A 16,583-nucleotide genomic window follows, 5' to 3' on the forward strand; every position below is an offset into this window, starting at 1 on the left:
AAGCGTGCGGTGCCCTTAATCTTCCAGTGGAGCAAAAATCTGCTGCAAGTCTTCCTGCGTCAGCGCCATCTTCTGCGCTTCGCCTTCGGCCAGGATCGATTGCGCCAGCTCCGATTTCTTTTGCTGCAGCAGCTGGATTTTTTCTTCCAGGGTGCCCTTCGCGATCAGTTTATACACGAACACGGGCTTGTCCTGGCCGATGCGCCAGGCGCGGTCGGTGGCCTGGTTTTCCGCCGCCGGATTCCACCACGGATCGTAGTGGATCACCGTGTCGGCCGCCGTCAGGTTCAGGCCCACGCCACCCGCCTTCAGGCTGATCAGGAAGATGGGCACGGCCCCCTGCTGGAAGGCCGCCACTTGCGCGCCCCGGTCCTTCGTTTCGCCCGTCAGCAAGGCGTAGGGAATGTCGCGCGATTCCAGCTCTTCCTCGATCAATTCCAGCATGCTGGTAAATTGCGAGAAAACGAGAATCTTGCGCCCTTCGTCGAGCAAGTCTTCCACCATCTGCATCAAATCAATCAGCTTGGCCGAGCCAGCCGACTGCTTCTTCGCCGGCAAGGATTTCACCAGGCGCGGGTCGCAGCAGACCTGGCGCAGTTTCAGCAGCGCTTCGAGGATGACGATCTGGCTGCGCGCCACGCCCTTCTTGTCGATTTCTTCGCGTACTTTTTGATCCATCGCAAGACGCACGGTTTCATACAGGTCGCGCTGCGGCCCCGTCAGCTCCACCTTGCGCACCATTTCCGTCTTCGGCGGTAATTCCTTGGCCACATTGTCCTTCGTGCGGCGTAGCAGGAAGGGCTTGATGCGGCGGTTCAGGAGCATGCGGCGCAGCGGGTCGTCCTGGCGCTCGATCGGATGGCGGAACTGGGTATTGAAGGTCTTCTCGTCGCCAAGCAAGCCCGGCAGCAGGAAGTGAAATTGCGACCACAGTTCACCCAGGTGGTTTTCCAGCGGCGTGCCGGACAAACACAGGCGGTGGCGCGCGCGTAGCAGACCGGCGCTTTGCGCCGCCTTGCTGCGCGTATTCTTGATGTAGTGCGATTCGTCCAGGATGACCAGGTGGAAATCATGCTCGCGCAGGGTTTCCTCGTCGCGCGGCAACAGCGCGTAGGTCGTCAGCACCAGGTCGCATTGGTCGATCTGGTCAAACTGCTGCGCGCGGTCCTTGCCCTGCAGCAGTAATACTTTCAGGCTGGGCGCGAACTTGGCCGCCTCATCCTGCCAGTTGCCCATCAAACTCGTCGGTGCGATCACCAGAGCCGGATGCGTCAAGCGGCCCGCTTCTTTCTCTACCAGGATATGCGCCAGCGTCTGCACGGTTTTACCGAGACCCATGTCGTCGGCCAGAATACCGGCCAGGTCATGGTCGCGCAGGAATTGCATCCACGCCAGGCCATCGGCCTGATAATCGCGCAGGGTGGCTTGCAGGCCGGCTGGCGCCGCCACTTTTTGCACGGAACCGAACTGGCTCAGCTTTCGGCCCATGGCGCGCAGCTGCTCGCCACCCGTCCAGCGCAATTCCAGACCACGCGCCAGCTCTTCCAGCCGCGCCGCGTCCAGCGTCGACATGCGCACGGCATGTTTGATCTTGTCGCTGAAATACAGTTCCCCCAGGGTGTTCAGGATGGGGCGCACCCTGCCCCACGGCAAGGCGACGCGCGTGCCGTCCGGCAAGGTCGCCAGCATCTGGTCGTCGTCCGCATGGGCTTCGATGACTTTCGGATTGAAATCGTTGGGCGCATTGCGGATCAGCTGCACCAGCACGGGCAGCAACGGCACTCTTTCCTGGTTGACAACGATGCCCAGTTCCAGCTCGAACCAGGCGTTGCCGCTGTCCGGATCCTGGTCGTCGATCTCCGCATACCAGTCGCCGACCTCGCTCACCTCATAGCGGTACTTGGCCGTTTTTTCCACGATCCAGCCCTGCTCCAGCAAGCCATCGATGCCGGCCTCGGCAAAACGCAGCCATTCCGCCTGCGAAGGCAGCAGCAAGGCGCCCTTCAAGCCACTCAAGGGGGCGGAGCCCGGCTTCTTGAATTGCAGCTCGGCCAGGGTGGCCAGGGCACGCGCTTCATCGACCGTATTTCTCTGGATAATTTCCGTCACCTCGCCCACTTGCCGCACCACGCGCTGCGACGGGTCGAACGAGACGCGCTCGCCATCGTAGTCGTAGGACAGCACGGCGAAATCGCTCCAGCGCTGCGCGCTGCCATCGGCCAGCATGGCGCTGTCCAACAGCAAGACCGGTTGCGCCGGCACGTCCTTGCGCAAGCGCTGCGGCAACGGTTGCGGCAGCGGCATCAAGTGCTGCAAGCCTTGCGCCAGCAGCAGTTGCGACACGCGCACCTTGTCGTTCGCGTTCAGCGGCGGCGCCTGCGCCACCAGCGCCTGCAAGTCGGCCAGTGAAATGTCGGAGCCGCCCTGGTTCAGTTCCAGCACGCCGCACGACAGGTTGTCGATGTACCACGGCGGATCGGTAGGCAGCATGTAGTCGATCTGGTCGGCGCCATGGTGCTTCACACCTTCGGGCGGGTCCACTTGCCAGCCCAGGCGCATGGTCTTGCCTTCGTCGCGCCAGAACAGGCGCGCGGGACGCACGGGACCTTCCTTCAACGGGTACACGAGGCCATTGCCCACATCGGCCCAGGAATTGGCCCACAACAGTTTATCTTGCTCAGCCAGCATTTTCAGCAGGGCCGCGCCCACCTTGCCCTTGGGCTCCGTGGCGCTGCCCGTCTGCGAATTCTGCCCGCTGCGCATGGCCACGAAGAAACGCACGAGGTCTTCGTCTGCCGGCGTCAAAAAGGTGGGCGGCGCCGACAGCAGGGAAAAGATTTCGCTGATGGGAGACGCTGCCGCCACATCGCCATTCGGCCGCAGCCGCGCCTTGTACAGACACAGGGCCACGTGGCGGCCACCGCTGGTGGGCGCCAGCACGTAGATCAAACGATGCTGGTTGAGTTTCGGGTCCGGCTCGGCAATGCTCAGCACAGCCTTCGGATGAGCGGCAGCCTCCACCCGCTGCAGCCAGGTGGCGACGGCATACGGCAAAGGCGCACCCGGCGCGCTGGCCGGGGCAACTGGGGTTTCACTGGTTTCGTCGCGGGTAAAATCCATGGGGCGCATTTTTGTGTAAAGGTCGTATCCAAATCGGCAACAGGCAATATTATCCGCCATACAGGCGTTGCTGGCTTGATTCACACACGCTCTTTGAGCAGTTTTAATGCGCGATGCCTAAAAAATAAGTATTTAATACGACACTTGGGACCCGCAAGCGGCAAAAAAGGCCCGTCACCGGCCATTTTCGCCGCCCGTGGACGGCTTATCAGGCCGGCACAGTTTCCTCTTCCGCCACGCTGGCGGCCGCTACTACTGGCGCAGTGCTCGTATCGGCCGGCGTAAAGTTGCGCAAAAACAAGAAGAATTGACCCATCATCTGCGTCCACAGTTGCAGATTGATATTCAGGTACACCTTGCTGACGCCGCCGGCGACCAGCACATCCATTTCCAGCACGACGAAATCGCCATGCCGGGACATGCGGGCAAAACGCTTGCTGCGGTGTCATTTGGCCGGCAAGTCGCCGCCCTGCATGCTCAAAGGGCAGCTCGGGGTGAGGTCGGCGTACAGTCCAGGCGATGCTTCGTTACGCCACAGCACCTGAAAGACGATGCCATGGCTGGCACTGTGCAGGCTTGCCACGCCGTCGTGTTCGATGCTGGTGACGGCGCTGCCGCCCGCCTTCGCTTCGGCCAGCACTTGTCCCTTGATCTCGTCGCGGTTCTGCTCGCGCACGGTTCGCGAAATAGATGGCACGCGCAGGTCGGCGCCGCTGTCGCTGACGCCTTCGAAGTTGACATTACCCGAATGCACCGGCCTTCGGAACGGCATCGACGGTGACGAGTGTGCGCCAAGCCCAGCCGGGTTGCCGCCAGGCATGCGCCAGGCCGGGGCCAAGCGTGCCCAGGATCGTGAGCAGAAAAAGAAAACCGCATGGCAGTGCATCTCCGAAGAACAGTCTAAAGAAGTGCAGGCCAGGTGAGCTGGTTCGTCACGCCGCAGAGGCCGGCGCCGGCGCCGTCCGCCAGCCCGCTGCTGCCCCCCCGTTGACGCTGTTGCCAACGCACAGTCCATTTGCGCTGTCAAGATTGCGCAATCGCGCCGATTGCGTATCATTCCAGGCTTGATCGCTCTGGAAACAACCATGCTGCCCACTATCGAACAACGCCTTGCCCTTGAACTTGCCGCCAAACCGGTGCAGGTTGCCGCCGCCATCGAACTGCTCGACGAAGGCGCCACCGTGCCCTTCATCGCCCGTTACCGCAAGGAAGCGACCGGCGGCCTCGACGATATCCAGCTGCGCCTGCTCGAAGAGCGCTTGCGCTACCTGCGCGAACTGGAAGAGCGGCGCGCTGCCATCGTGGCGTCGATCACGGAACAGAACAAGATGACGCCCGAGCTGCTCGACGCCGTCATGCACGCGGAAGACAAGACGCGCCTGGAAGATTTGTATCTGCCCTACAAGCAGAAGCGCCGCACGAAGGCACAGATCGCCATCGAAGCGGGCTTGATGCCGCTGGCCGACGGTTTGCTGGAGAATCCCGAACTGACGCCGGAAATGGAAGCGGGCAAGTTCCTGCGCGGCGCGTTTACCAGTGCCGACGGCAACAACCCGGGCGTGGCCGATACCAAGGCGGCCTTGGACGGCGCGCGCCAGATTCTGATGGAACGTTTCGCAGAAGACGCAACCCTGCTGCAAACCTTGCGCGAATACGTGCAGGAACACGGCATCGTCGAATCGAAAGTGGTGGAAGGCAAGCAGGACGAAGGCGAAAAATTCGCCGATTATTTCGACTATTCGGAAACCATTTCGACCGTGCCATCGCACCGCGCCCTGGCCCTGCTGCGCGGCCGCCGCGAAGGCATCCTCGATGTCACCCTGCGCCTGGACACGGAAGCGGAAAAACCGAAATGGGATGCGCCGCACAACCCGTGCGAAGGCCGCATCGCCGCCCGCTTCGGCATCAAGAGCCTCGGCCGTCCGGCCGACAAATGGCTGCTTGATACGGCGCGCTGGACCTGGCGCGTGAAAAGCTTCATGCACCTGGAAACAGAACTGATGGGCGCACTGCGCGAACGTTCGGAACTCGACGCCATCAACGTCTTTGCCACCAATTTGAAGGCGCTGCTGCTGGCCGCGCCAGCCGGCCAGCGCGCCACCATGGGCCTGGACCCTGGCTTGCGCACGGGCGTGAAAGTGGCTGTCGTCGATGCCACCGGTAAAGTCGTCGACACGGCCGTGATCTACCCGCACCAGCCGAAGAACGACTGGGATGGCTCCCTGCATACGCTGGGCCGTCTTGCCGCCAAGCACAATGTATCCCTGATTTCCATCGGCAACGGCACCGCCTCGCGCGAGACGGATAAACTGGCGCAGGACCTGATCAAGCAGCACCCGGAAGCGAAGATGACGAAGATCGTCGTCTCGGAAGCGGGCGCATCGGTGTATTCCGCGTCCGAGTTCGCCTCGAAAGAATTGCCGGACATGGATGTGTCCCTGCGCGGCGCCGTGTCGATTGCGCGCCGTCTGCAAGACCCGCTGGCCGAATTGGTCAAGATTGACCCGAAATCGATCGGCGTGGGCCAGTATCAGCATGATGTGAGTCAAAGCCAGCTGGCCCGCTCACTCGATGCTGTGGTGGAAGATTGCGTGAACGCCGTCGGCGTGGACGTGAACACGGCCTCGGCGCCCCTGCTGGCGCGCGTTTCCGGCCTGTCGGCCAGCGTGGCGCAAAGCATCGTCAGCTACCGCGACATGAAGGGCGCATTCACCTCGCGCGCGGCGTTAAAGGCCGTGCCGCGCCTGGGCGATAAAACCTTCGAGCAGGCAGCCGGCTTCTTGCGCGTGATGGGCGGCGAAAACCCGCTGGACGCCTCGGCCGTCCATCCGGAATCGTACCCCCTGGTGGAAAAAATCCTGGCAGACATCAAGAAGGATATCAAGGCCGTCATCGGCGAAACCGCCTTGCTGAAAACGCTCAGCCCCGCAAAGTATGCGGATGACACGTTTGGCGTGCCGACCATTTCCGACATTTTGAAGGAATTGGAAAAGCCGGGCCGCGACCCGCGTCCGGAGTTCACCACCGCCACCTTCAAGGAAGGCGTGGAAGAAATCCGCGACTTGCGCCCGGACATGATTCTCGAAGGCGTGGTCACCAACGTTGCCGCCTTTGGCGCCTTCGTCGATATCGGCGTGCACCAGGATGGCCTCGTGCACATCTCGGCCCTGTCGAACACCTTTGTGAAAGATCCGCACACGGTGGTCAAAGCCGGGCAAGTTGTGCGCGTCAAGGTGCTGGAAGTCGATGAGAAGCGCAAGCGCATCGCGCTGACCATGCGCCTGACGGACAGCGCGCCGCAGGCGGGCAGCAAGCCGGAGCAAAAAGGCGACCGCAACGACCGCCGCAGCATGGCGCAGCACCAGTCGCAGTCGCGCAACGCGCCCGAGCCGGCCGGCAGCATGGCCGCCGCGTTCGCCAAGCTGCGCGGCTAAGTCCATGGACGCCAGGCATGACCTCGTCATCCTGGCGGTGGACGCCGCCAGCCTGGATGCCAAGCTGCTGCTCGACGAATTATCGGACGTGCTGCTGCGCATCAACGGCGACAGTGGCCGTTCTTCCTTCGATGTCGAAGCGGCAACGCCGCGCGGCGGCTTTTACGTGGCCCGCGACGGCGACGATGCCCTGCTGGGCTGCGCCGCCCTGCGACCGCTGGGCGAAGCGGACAGTGCCATAGGCGAACTCAAGCGCATGTATGCGCGCCCCGTCGCCACCGGTGTGGGTGCGGCCCTGCTGGCCCATGTGGAGGCGCAGGCGCGCAGGCATGGCTATCAGGCTGTGCACCTGTCCACCCGCGTGGCAAATAGCCGCGCGGTGGCGTTTTATGCCAAACACGGCTACGCACCCGTCATTGCCTGGGGCAAATACGTGGGCGCGGCACAATCGGTGTGCCTGGGCAAACAGTTATAAGCGTCAACGTGGCTGACTTGCCCGATTTATGACTTGAGCGCATACCCGTGCCGTCGTTTTCTTATAAAATGACGGCATCTATTTATTTACCCATCAGAGGCAGCTATGAGCGACGTACAAACCTGGATCAAAGAAACCGTGACGAGCACGCCAGTCGTGCTGTTCATGAAGGGCACTGCCCAGTTCCCGCAGTGCGGCTTTTCCGGCCGCGCCATCCAGATCCTGAAAGCATGCGGCGTCGAAAACATCGCCACCGTCAACGTGCTGGATGACCCGGAAGTGCGCCAAGGCATCAAGGATTACTCGAACTGGCCAACCATTCCGCAGCTGTATGTCAAAGGCGAGTTCATCGGTGGTTCCGATATCATGAATGAAATGTTTGAATCGGGCGAACTGAAGTCCCTGCTCGATGCCTGATAGCCAACAGCAGCGGCCGCGCCGTATCGTCGTGGCCATCACGGGTGCCACGGGCGCCGTGTATGGCTTGCGGCTGCTGCAATTGCTGGTCGCCATCCCCGGCGTCGAGACGCATCTGGTCTTGTCGGATGCAGCCGTACTGACCCTGCACCAGGAAACGGGCGTAGGGCGCAAGGAAATCGAAGCGCAGGCGCACGTGGTGCACAAGCTGCGCGACATCGGCGCGAGTATCGCCAGCGGCTCGTTTCAATCGGATGGCATGGTTGTCGCGCCGTGCTCGATGAAGACGCTGGCGGCCGTGGCACATGGCTTGTCGGATAATTTGATTACGCGGGCAGCCGATGTGGTGCTCAAGGAGCGCCGCCGCCTGATCCTGATGGTGCGCGAAACGCCGTTCAACCTGGCGCACCTGCGCAATATGACAGCCGTGACCGAAATGGGCGGCATCATCTTCCCGCCACTCCCCAGTTTTTATCACCACCCGCACAGCATCGCGGAGATGGTCGACCATACGGTCGCGCGCGTCATCGACCTGCTCGGCATCGAGCACGCCCTGGCGCCACGCTGGAATGGTTTGAAAACCCCAGATCCATCAACAACAAACTGAAAAGCTACTGAAAACTACGCACGTCACGATGCCTGACAAAAGCGTAGCGAGCGGAAGGAAGAGGTGGTCGAGAAGCGCAACCGTGCTCTAGCACGGTGAGCATCGCAGACCGCCTATGCCGACGCGCAGTAGCTTAGCTCAGGCATCCACCACTAGCGTTTTTCGAACTGCGTGGCACTGGCCTGCTTCAAATCCCTGGCTTCTTCAACCATCCTGCGGTGGGCGATCCGTTTGCGCATGACTTCCGCATGTTGCGCGGCAGTCATGGGGGGCACGGTCATCAAGTCCTTCAGCTGCGCGGTATTGCTGTAGTTACTTTTCATAAGACGGCTCAAATGCTCGGCTCCGTAGTGGATGAACTGGCTGCTTCTGATGTGATTATGCGCTGGTATTGGCCGCTGCGCCGCTGCGTACGGGATTATTGTCAAATAATTCCGCTGCAGCGCAACATGCGAGGTCTTATTGTGCGGCAGAATCATGTCTCCAGTATGACGCTGCGCAAATAAAAGGACAGGGAGAGCACCGCCAGCGAAAAGCGGGCAGCGCCGGCCGTGGAGGGCCTGAATGCTTACTTTTGGTAGTTGACTCGGACCAGCATGCGAATAAATTCACGCGCGATTTGACGATGATGTTCATCCAATCTTTGCAAATCGGCAATTAATTTCACATCGGCGGACTCAAAACGCGATAAAGCGCTGCCCGCTTCGCCATTCGGCGTGGCGCTTTCCGGGCCGCCAAAACGCAACCATTCCGCCGGAACGCCCAACCATTGGGCAATCATGCGCAATTTCTCTTGCGTGGGAATTGCTTCACCTACTAACCATTTCCTAGCTGCATGCACGGTAATCGGGCGTCCGTCGAAACGGATGTTGAATTCCCGGGCCAGTCTGGTCGGGCTGTCTGGAGAGTAATGGGCGTTTTTGAGAGCCAACTGAAGTCGTTGGCTGAAGCTTTCGCGTTCGTTAGAAGAATTCATAGGTGTACTATTTCATGTTGTAACATGAAAGTCAGTTTCTTGAATGACCATACAGATTGTTACATTTGAAAAGAGTATAAATTAACAATTAACACTCCAACCCGGCTTTTCAGGTGCAAAAGTAGGCCAAATTTTCTCTTGTGATTCTGCGTGGCTTCGGTTCAAATTCGCGGCTGGCCTTGATTTTCGCACTGCAGCACGATTCAAAGCCTCGGTTTGGCATTACAACGTACGGTACCGGATAATGCCTTCCTCTATCGATACGCGCAATGCCCATGTCATACAATTTCTTATAGGCAAAGTTTTCGAAAAAGCCATCTTGTTTTCAATATGGAAACAATCAGCACAACGTACTCATAGTGAAACGTTGTTTTTTGATCGTGCCGACCAGAAAGAATCGGCGCTTGAAAATTTTACTGCCATCGCAGCGAAAAGAATGTCGCCGTTGTGCCAGGAAAGCTCTTTTTGGTGTCATCTTGGCCACCAACTCTCGATCTTAAGCGTGTTTGCGCAAGAAGAATCAATTTATTTTCAGCAACGGTTGTCTTATTCGCCAAATCCCCTTGTCCACAGCCGCTTTTTCTTGCAGCACGGCCAGGGCACGCTACAATAGTATTGACGTTGACGTAAACGGCACTTTGCCACCCGCCTGCCCCGCAGTACCCCATTTATCGACCGATCACCCATGCAACCGACACCGCCCGCAGCAATGACGACCTATACCATTACCGAACTGGCGCGGGAATTCGACATCACGGCACGCGCCATCCGTTTCTATGAAGACCAGGGCTTGCTCAGCCCGAAACGCGAAGGCGCAGGCGGACGCAGCCGCGTCTACACGCCGCGCGACCGCACCCGCCTCAAACTGACCCTGCGCGGCAAGCGCCTGGGCCTGGCGCTATCGGAGATCAAGAGCCTGGTCGACATGTACGAGTCGCCGAAAGATACGCGCGCTCAGATGGACCGCTTCCTGGGCGTGCTGGCGCAGCACCGGCAAACCCTGGAGCAGCAGCGCATCGATATCGAAATGGCACTGGCGGAAATCAGCGCGCATGAAGATGCCTGCGCGCGCATGTTGGCGGACTTGAACCTTGATAAGGCGCAAACAAACTAGGTGCCCACGCGGCGACACTTGCCGCGCAGAGCGCTTTACGCGATTCACTTTACGTTTACGTAAACGTCACAACTGAGTATCATAGCTTTACTGACCCGGCATCCATGACCGCCACACTATAACGACGAGGACGACATGCTCCATCTCCCAGGCTTGACCTTTGACCACGGCGACGACATCGCCTCCTTAAGAGTAGCGATCCAACAATTTGCCGCCGCCGAAATCGCGCCGCGCGCGGCTGAAATCGACCGCACCGACCAGTTCCCCATGGACCTGTGGCGCAAGATGGGCGACATGGGCTTGCTCGGTATCACCGTCAGCGAAGAATACGGCGGCGCCGGCATGGGCTACCTGGCGCACATCATCGCCATGGAAGAAATCTCGCGCGCCTCGGCCTCCGTTGGCCTGTCCTACGGCGCCCACTCGAACCTGTGCGTGAACCAGATCAAGCGCAACGGCACGGCCGAGCAAAAGGCCAAGTACCTGCCGAAACTGATCACGGGCGAGCACATTGGCGCCCTGGCCATGTCGGAACCGAACGCGGGCTCGGATGTCGTCAGCATGAAACTGCGCGCCGACTTCAAGGGCGACCGCTGGGTCTTGAACGGCACCAAGATGTGGATCACCAATGGCCCCGATGCGGACGTACTGGTGGTGTACGCAAAAAACGACCTGGAAGCAGGTCCGCGCGGCATGACGGCTTTCCTGATCGAAAAGAATTTCAAGGGCTTTTCCATCGCGCAAAAGCTCGACAAGCTGGGCATGCGCGGCTCGCACACGGGCGAGCTGGTATTCCAGGATTGCGAAGTGCCGGCCGAAAACGTGCTCGGTGGCTTGGGCAAGGGTGTCAACGTGCTGATGTCGGGCCTCGACTTCGAGCGCACCGTGCTGTCCGGCGGCCCGCTGGGCATCATGCAAGCATGCATGGACCTGGTCGTACCCTACGTGCATGACCGCAAGCAATTCGGCCAGGCCATCGGCGAGTTCCAATTGATGCAAGGCAAACTGGCCGATATGTATTCGACCATGATGGCGTGCAAGGCCTATGTGTATGCAGTGGGCCAGGCTTGCGACCGCGCCACCACGCCGGAAGCCGTGCGCCAGTTGCGCAAGGATGCGGCCGGCGCCATTCTGTATAGTGCGGAGAAGGCGACCTGGATGGCAGGTGAAGCGATCCAGGCCCTGGGCGGCAACGGCTACATCAACGAGTATCCGGCCGGCCGCCTGTGGCGCGATGCCAAGCTGTATGAAATCGGCGCCGGGACCAGCGAAATCCGCCGCATGCTGATAGGCCGTGAACTGTTTGCGGAAACCAAGTAAGCACGGGCGCGCGGTTATCGACTGGGTGATGAGCTATTCATGCGAGTACAGATATGACGCAAATTGCCTTCCCCAAATTGCTCTCTTCCCAGATTGCATTCGATATCGCGCGCACCATCCGCGATGGCTTTGACAAGCATTACCGTTTATTCCGTGAAACGAGCCAGCACGCCAAGCGCTATTTCGAGCAAGGCGCCTGGAGCGCGGCACAGACGGCGGCCCGCGAACGCATCGACTTTTATGACAAGCGCGTGCAGGAATGCGTGCAGATGCTCGAAGATGAGTACGAAGAGTCGGAGTTGAGCGACGAAGTGTGGCGCGAACTCAAGTTGCACTACATTGGCATGCTGACGGAACACAAGCAGCCGGAACTGGCGGAAACCTTCTTCAATTCCGTCTGCTGCAACATTTTGCACCGCACTTATTTCAATAACGACTATATTTTCGTGCGTCCCGTCGTTTCCACGGAATACATCGACACGCAAGACCCGGTGCCCACCTACCGCGTGTATTACCCGGGCAAAGATGGTTTGCGCCCCACCCTGACGCGCATGGTGAACAACTTCCAGCTGGACTGCGCATTTGCCAACCTGGAGCGTGACGTGGCCCAGGTGGAGGTGCGCCTGCAGCAGCTGTTCGGCGGCGACAGGCTGGAGCCGAACCACCAGCTCCAGGTCTTGACCAGTTTGTTCTACCGCAACAAGGGTGCCTATCTGGTCGGCAAGGGCATCAACGGCAACCGCGAATACCCGTTTGTCGTACCCATCCTGCACAACCGCCACGGCAAGCTGGTGCTCGATACGGTGCTGTTCGAGCAGCAGCAGATTGCCGTGCTGTTTTCGTTTACGCGCGCGTATTTCCTGGTGGATATGGAAGTACCGTCGGCCTATGTGCAATTCCTGCGCAGCTTGCTGCCGCGCAAACCGCGCAGCGAAATTTATACGATACTTGGCCTGCAAAAACAGGGCAAGACCCTGTTTTACCGCGACTACCTGCAGCATCTGAGACACTCGTCGGACCACTTTGAAAGCGCGCCCGGCATCCGCGGCCTGGTGATGCTGGTGTTTGCCCTGCCGTCGTTTCCGTATGTCTTCAAGGTTATCAAGGATTTTTTCCCGCCACCCAAGGAAACCACGCGCGCGCAAGTCCAGCAAAAGTATTTGCTGGTGAAACACCACGACAGAGTGGGCCGCATGGCCGACACGCTCGAGTATTCCAACGTGGCCTTTCCCCGCGCCCGCTTTGCCGAGGAACTGCTGGCCGAGCTCAAGCAGTTCGCCCCCTCGCTGGTCGAGGAAGACCAGGAGCAGATCATCATCCGCCACCTGTACATCGAACGGCGCATGGTGCCGCTGAACATGTGGCTGAGCAATGCCGAAAAGGAAGGCCGCGATGACCTGGTCGAACACGGCATCGTCGAGTACGGCAACGCCATCAAGGAGCTGGTGGCGGCGAATATCTTTCCGGGCGACATGCTGTATAAAAACTTTGGCGTGACCCGTCATCAACGTGTCGTTTTTTACGATTACGATGAGATCGAGTACATCACCGATTGCCAGTTCCGCGTCATCCCCCAGGCGCGCACGGAGGAGGAAGAAATGTCGGCCGAACCGTGGTATCCCATCGGAAAGCACGATGTGTTTCCCGAACAATTCGGCACCTTTCTGCTGGGAAATCCCCGCATCCGCGCCTATTTCATGCAGTACCATGCCGACCTGCTGACGGCGCAATATTGGCAGGCGCGCAAGCAGCGCATCGAAGACGGCCATATCGAGGACGTCTTCCCGTATCCGCAGCACATGCGTTTTTGTAAGCAGTCACCATCCTCAACCCAACCGGAGATCCAACATGAATGATCCAGTCGTAATCGTCGGTGCCGCACGCACCCCCATGGGCGCCTTCCAGGGCGATTTTGCCAACGTCACCGCCAGCGACCTGGGCGCCGTGGCCATCCGCGCCGCCGTGGAACGGGCCGGCGTGGCGCCGGAAGCCGTTGAGCACGTATTTTTCGGCAATTGCCTGATGGCTGGCCAAGGCCAGGCGCCTGCCCGCCAAGCCTTGCGCAAGGCTGGCTTGCCCGACTCCACGGGCGCCGTGACGCTGTCGAAAATGTGCGGCTCGGCCATGCAGACAACCATGTTCGCGCATGACACCTTGCTCGCCGGCAGTGCTGACGTGGTGGTAGCGGGTGGCATGGAATCGATGACCAACGCCCCCTACCTGGTGCCGAAGGCGCGCGGCGGCTACCGCATCGGCCACGGCATGATTTATGATCACATGATGATGGATGGCCTGGAAGACGCCTACAGCCGTGATGAAAAGGGCAATGCACGCTCGATGGGTACGTTTGCAGAAGAGTGCGCCAGCCAGTACAGCTTCACGCGCGAAGCGCAGGATGCGTTTGCCATCGAATCAGTGAAACGCGCCCAAGCGGCCACCAAGGATGGCAGTTTCGAATGGGAAATCGTGCCCGTGACCGTTTCCGGCCGCGGCGGCGACACCATCGTCAGCATCGATGAAGGCCCGCAAAAGGCTCGCCTGGAAAAAATCCCGACCTTGAAAGCCGCCTTCAAGAAGGATGGCACCATCACGGCCGCCTCGTCTTCGTCCATCAACGATGGCGCGGCAGCCCTGGTGCTGATGCGCGAATCGACGGCGAAAAAGCTCGGCTGCACCGTCATCGCAAAAATTCACGGCCACGCCACGCACGCGCAGGCGCCGAACGAGTTCACCACGGCCCCCATCGGCGCCATCAAGAAGCTGTACGCCAAAACGGGCTGGAGCAGCAGCAAGGTAGACTTGTTCGAGATTAATGAAGCGTTCGCCGCCGTGCCGATGGCCGCCATGCACGACCTCGACATCCCACACAGCAAGATCAACATCCACGGCGGCGCGTGCGCGCTGGGCCACCCGATCGGCGCCTCGGGCGCGCGCATCATCGTCACCCTGCTGGGCGCACTGAAGAAAACCGGCGGCAAGCGCGGCGTGGCGGCCCTGTGCATCGGCGGCGGCGAAGCGACGGCGATGGCGATCGAACTGGTATAAGCTGTTCCTGAGCACGGGCGCGCACGGGCAATCATTGTCAGGGGCGCGCCCTTTCATTCATTCCAGGGAGAACACATGCCTACCGCACTAATCATCGGCGCCTCGCGTGGCATCGGCCACGAAATCGTCCGTCAATACCGCCACGATGGCTGGAGAGTGATCGCCACGGCGCGCACACCGGACGCTTGCGATACGCTCAGGCAACTGGGCGCGGAAGCGCACCAGCTCGACGTGACGGATGTGGAAGGCTGTGCCGGCCTGGGCTGGAAGCTCGACGATGAAAAGCTCGATGTGGCCATCCTCAACGCGGGCGTATATGGCCCCCGTCACGACGGTTTTCCGGCACAAGCAGATTTTGATCTCGTCATGCACACGAACGTGCTGGCAGCCATGCGCCTTCTGCCGATACTGGCGCCGCTGGTAGCGAATGCCAAGGGTAAACTGGCCGTGCTGTCCTCGCACATGGGTTCCTTGAGCGAGCGCGGCAACCCCAGCGGTTCCCTGTACCGCGCCAGCAAGGCCGCCTTGAATTCCGTGCTGATCGACACGGCCCTCGTGCATGGCCCGCAAGGCGTCAGCTGCGTGGCTTTCCATCCGGGCTGGGTACGCACGGACATGGGTGGCGCCGGCGCCGATATTTCACCAGAGGAAAGCGCTGCCGGCATCCGCGCCACCCTGGCCAGCCTGCCGGCCACGGACAAGGCCGTGTTCCGCAATTATGATGGCAAGCCCATCGCCTGGTAATTGCCTGTATCCACTATAAAAATATACGAGACGACGTCCCATGATACTCAATGAAGAACAATCGATGATCCAGGAAGCGCTGCGCAGTTTTTCGCGCGAGCGCCTGGCGCCCCATGCGGCCCGCTGGGACAAGGAACATCATTTCCCCAAAGAAGAATTGCAGGAACTGGCCGCGCTGGGCGCCTTTGGCGTGGCCGTGCCGGAAGCGCTGGGCGGTGCCGGCCTCGACTACGTGTCGCTGGCCCTCGTACTGGAAGAAATCGCCGCCGGTGATGGCGGCACCTCGACCATCATTTCCGTGAATAATTGCCCCGTGTGCAGCATCGCCATGATGTACGCCAACGACGCACAAAAGGAACAGTGGCTGCGGCCGCTGGCACAAGGCGCCATGCTGGGGGCATTTTGCCTGACGGAACCGCACACGGGCAGCGACGCCTCGGCCCTGCGCACCACAGCCACGCGCGACGGCAATGAGTACGTCATCAACGGCACGAAACAATTCATTACCAGCGGCAAGTATGCGGACGTGGCCATCGTCATGGCTGTGACCGACAACACCGCCGGCAAGCGCGGCATCAGCGCCTTCTGGGTGCCGACGAACACGCCTGGCTACATCGTGGCGGGACTGGAACAGAAGATGGGCCAGCACTCGTCGGACACGGCGCAAATCCTGTTCGACAACTGCCGCATCCCGGCGGAGAATCTGATAGGCGAAGAAGGACAAGGCTACAAGATCGCCCTGTCCGGCCTGGAAGGCGGACGCATCGGCATCGCTTCGCAAGCCGTGGGCATGGCGCGCGCCGCCTACGAGGCGGCCTTGAGCTATGCGCGCGAGCGCGAAAGTTTCGGCAAACCCATCTATGAACACCAGGCCGTGCAATTCCGCCTGGCTGACATGGCCACGCAAATCGAAGCGGCGCGCCAGTTGATACGCCACGCGGCGTCGATGAAGGATGCGGGCCTGCCATGCCTGAAGGAAGCGGCCATGGCCAAGCTGTTCGCGTCGGAAATGGCGGAAAAAGTGTGCTCGGACGCCATCCAGGTGCACGGCGGCTACGGCTATGTGTCCGACTTCCCCGTCGAACGCATCTACCGCGACGTGCGCGTATGCCAGATCTACGAGGGCACCAGCGATATCCAGAAAATCCTGATCGCCAGGGCCTTGTAAAAGTATTTGGAAGTAACAGTCTCAGCGCTTTTAGAAACCGTAGCGAGCAAGCCCGATATCGGATTGAGTAACGCAGCCGTACTTCGGTACGGCGAGTAACGCCGATTCGAGAGCGGGCTGCGCAGTAGGTTTATAAACGCGCCCACCAGACGAAAAAAAAGCC

Annotated in this window: 16 protein-coding genes; 11 read left to right on the forward strand and 5 right to left on the reverse strand. The window is 60.2% G+C overall.

The genetic code is table 11. The features are described 5' to 3' along the window. Positions 1-15 precede the first annotated feature (15 nt). The 3 genes from CLU92_RS19480 to CLU92_RS19490 form a co-directional block, all read right to left on the reverse strand. Positions 16-3,120 carry a DEAD/DEAH box helicase gene (locus tag CLU92_RS19480; protein WP_101483240.1) on the reverse strand — a complete coding sequence of 1,035 codons (3,105 nt, stop codon included), beginning with the start codon at positions 3,118-3,120 and terminating at the stop codon, positions 16-18. A gap of 208 nt (positions 3,121-3,328) precedes the next feature. Beyond that, complete coding sequence (locus CLU92_RS19485; RefSeq protein WP_101483241.1) at positions 3,329-3,541, reverse strand: hypothetical protein; 213 nt, start codon at positions 3,539-3,541, stop codon at positions 3,329-3,331. Positions 3,542-3,565: 24 nt separating this feature from the next. Next, the gene (locus CLU92_RS19490) at positions 3,566-3,874 is read right to left on the reverse strand and encodes a hypothetical protein (protein ID WP_101483242.1); all 309 of its coding nucleotides are present in this window, start codon (positions 3,872-3,874) and stop codon (positions 3,566-3,568) included. Between the two features lie 331 nt (positions 3,875-4,205). Here CLU92_RS19490 and CLU92_RS19495 point away from each other — a divergent pair, with 331 nt between their 5' ends. The 4 genes from CLU92_RS19495 (at position 4,206) to CLU92_RS19510 (ending at position 8,053) form a co-directional block, all read left to right on the forward strand. Beyond that, the gene (locus CLU92_RS19495) at positions 4,206-6,554 is read left to right on the forward strand and encodes a Tex family protein (protein WP_101483243.1); all 2,349 of its coding nucleotides are present in this window, start codon (positions 4,206-4,208) and stop codon (positions 6,552-6,554) included. A 4-nt stretch (positions 6,555-6,558) separates the two neighbouring features. Next, positions 6,559-7,029: a GNAT family N-acetyltransferase gene (locus CLU92_RS19500; protein WP_101483244.1), complete on the forward strand. Its 471-nt coding sequence runs from the start codon at positions 6,559-6,561 to the stop codon at positions 7,027-7,029. Positions 7,030-7,134: 105 nt separating this feature from the next. Next, positions 7,135-7,446 (forward strand): Grx4 family monothiol glutaredoxin, encoded by a 312-nt coding sequence (gene grxD / locus CLU92_RS19505; RefSeq protein ID WP_010402157.1) that lies wholly within the window; start codon positions 7,135-7,137, stop codon positions 7,444-7,446. Continuing rightward, entirely contained in the window at positions 7,439-8,053 is a 615-nt protein-coding gene (locus CLU92_RS19510) for a UbiX family flavin prenyltransferase (protein WP_101483245.1), read from the forward strand. The genes grxD and CLU92_RS19510 overlap by 8 nt, the downstream gene beginning before the upstream one ends. A 152-nt stretch (positions 8,054-8,205) precedes the next feature. Here CLU92_RS19510 and CLU92_RS27530 read toward each other — a convergent pair whose 3' ends face one another. Together CLU92_RS27530 and CLU92_RS19515 are read right to left on the reverse strand one after the other, a co-directional pair. Next, on the reverse strand, positions 8,206-8,532 hold the full coding sequence (locus tag CLU92_RS27530; protein WP_139178450.1) for a hypothetical protein: 327 nt from the start codon (positions 8,530-8,532) through the stop codon (positions 8,206-8,208). 89 nt (positions 8,533-8,621) lie between these two features. Beyond that, positions 8,622-9,029, reverse strand: coding sequence for a hypothetical protein (locus tag CLU92_RS19515; protein ID WP_034753756.1), 408 nt, complete (start codon positions 9,027-9,029; stop codon positions 8,622-8,624). Between the two features lie 244 nt (positions 9,030-9,273). Here CLU92_RS19515 and CLU92_RS27535 point away from each other — a divergent pair, with 244 nt between their 5' ends. The 7 genes from CLU92_RS27535 (at position 9,274) to CLU92_RS19545 (ending at position 16,420) form a co-directional block, all read left to right on the forward strand. Continuing rightward, the gene (locus CLU92_RS27535; protein ID WP_143452626.1) at positions 9,274-9,642 is read left to right on the forward strand and encodes a hypothetical protein; all 369 of its coding nucleotides are present in this window, start codon (positions 9,274-9,276) and stop codon (positions 9,640-9,642) included. A gap of 96 nt (positions 9,643-9,738) precedes the next feature. Then, a complete protein-coding gene (locus CLU92_RS19520; protein WP_034753754.1) occupies positions 9,739-10,143 on the forward strand; it encodes a MerR family DNA-binding transcriptional regulator in 405 nt (134 codons plus the stop codon). A 135-nt stretch (positions 10,144-10,278) separates the two neighbouring features. After that, positions 10,279-11,463 carry an isovaleryl-CoA dehydrogenase gene (locus tag CLU92_RS19525; protein ID WP_101483246.1) on the forward strand — a complete coding sequence of 395 codons (1,185 nt, stop codon included), beginning with the start codon at positions 10,279-10,281 and terminating at the stop codon, positions 11,461-11,463. Between the two features lie 53 nt (positions 11,464-11,516). Then, entirely contained in the window at positions 11,517-13,319 is a 1,803-nt protein-coding gene (gene aceK, locus CLU92_RS19530) for a bifunctional isocitrate dehydrogenase kinase/phosphatase (protein ID WP_101483247.1), read from the forward strand. Beyond that, on the forward strand, positions 13,312-14,508 hold the full coding sequence (locus tag CLU92_RS19535) for an acetyl-CoA C-acyltransferase (RefSeq protein WP_101483248.1): 1,197 nt from the start codon (positions 13,312-13,314) through the stop codon (positions 14,506-14,508). The genes aceK and CLU92_RS19535 overlap by 8 nt, the downstream gene beginning before the upstream one ends. A gap of 75 nt (positions 14,509-14,583) precedes the next feature. After that, positions 14,584-15,252 carry an SDR family oxidoreductase gene (locus CLU92_RS19540; RefSeq protein ID WP_101483249.1) on the forward strand — a complete coding sequence of 223 codons (669 nt, stop codon included), beginning with the start codon at positions 14,584-14,586 and terminating at the stop codon, positions 15,250-15,252. Positions 15,253-15,292: 40 nt separating this feature from the next. Continuing rightward, positions 15,293-16,420 carry an acyl-CoA dehydrogenase family protein gene (locus CLU92_RS19545; RefSeq protein WP_101483250.1) on the forward strand — a complete coding sequence of 376 codons (1,128 nt, stop codon included), beginning with the start codon at positions 15,293-15,295 and terminating at the stop codon, positions 16,418-16,420. The last annotated feature ends 163 nt before the right edge of the window (positions 16,421-16,583 follow it).

It is taken from the genome of Janthinobacterium sp. 61 (assembly GCF_002846335.1).
In the GTDB taxonomy this organism is placed as follows: domain Bacteria; phylum Pseudomonadota; class Gammaproteobacteria; order Burkholderiales; family Burkholderiaceae_D; genus Janthinobacterium.

Excerpts from the sequence above, each read along its gene's own strand:
- CLU92_RS19480 (WP_101483240.1), bottom strand. The coding sequence starts at position 3,120 with ATGGATTTTACCCGCGACGAAACCAGTGAAACCCCAGTTGCCCCGGCC.
- CLU92_RS19485 (WP_101483241.1), bottom strand. The coding sequence starts at position 3,541 with ATGTCCCGGCATGGCGATTTCGTCGTGCTGGAAATGGATGTGCTGGTC.
- CLU92_RS19495 (WP_101483243.1), top strand. The coding sequence starts at position 4,206 with ATGCTGCCCACTATCGAACAACGCCTTGCCCTTGAACTTGCCGCCAAA.
- CLU92_RS19500 (WP_101483244.1), top strand. The coding sequence starts at position 6,559 with ATGGACGCCAGGCATGACCTCGTCATCCTGGCGGTGGACGCCGCCAGC.
- grxD (WP_010402157.1), top strand. The coding sequence starts at position 7,135 with ATGAGCGACGTACAAACCTGGATCAAAGAAACCGTGACGAGCACGCCA.
- CLU92_RS19510 (WP_101483245.1), top strand. The coding sequence starts at position 7,439 with ATGCCTGATAGCCAACAGCAGCGGCCGCGCCGTATCGTCGTGGCCATC.
- CLU92_RS27530 (WP_139178450.1), bottom strand. The coding sequence starts at position 8,532 with ATGATTCTGCCGCACAATAAGACCTCGCATGTTGCGCTGCAGCGGAAT.
- CLU92_RS19515 (WP_034753756.1), bottom strand. The coding sequence starts at position 9,029 with ATGAATTCTTCTAACGAACGCGAAAGCTTCAGCCAACGACTTCAGTTG.
- CLU92_RS27535 (WP_143452626.1), top strand. The coding sequence starts at position 9,274 with ATGCCTTCCTCTATCGATACGCGCAATGCCCATGTCATACAATTTCTT.
- CLU92_RS19520 (WP_034753754.1), top strand. The coding sequence starts at position 9,739 with ATGACGACCTATACCATTACCGAACTGGCGCGGGAATTCGACATCACG.
- CLU92_RS19525 (WP_101483246.1), top strand. The coding sequence starts at position 10,279 with ATGCTCCATCTCCCAGGCTTGACCTTTGACCACGGCGACGACATCGCC.
- aceK (WP_101483247.1), top strand. The coding sequence starts at position 11,517 with ATGACGCAAATTGCCTTCCCCAAATTGCTCTCTTCCCAGATTGCATTC.
- CLU92_RS19535 (WP_101483248.1), top strand. The coding sequence starts at position 13,312 with ATGAATGATCCAGTCGTAATCGTCGGTGCCGCACGCACCCCCATGGGC.
- CLU92_RS19540 (WP_101483249.1), top strand. The coding sequence starts at position 14,584 with ATGCCTACCGCACTAATCATCGGCGCCTCGCGTGGCATCGGCCACGAA.
- CLU92_RS19545 (WP_101483250.1), top strand. The coding sequence starts at position 15,293 with ATGATACTCAATGAAGAACAATCGATGATCCAGGAAGCGCTGCGCAGT.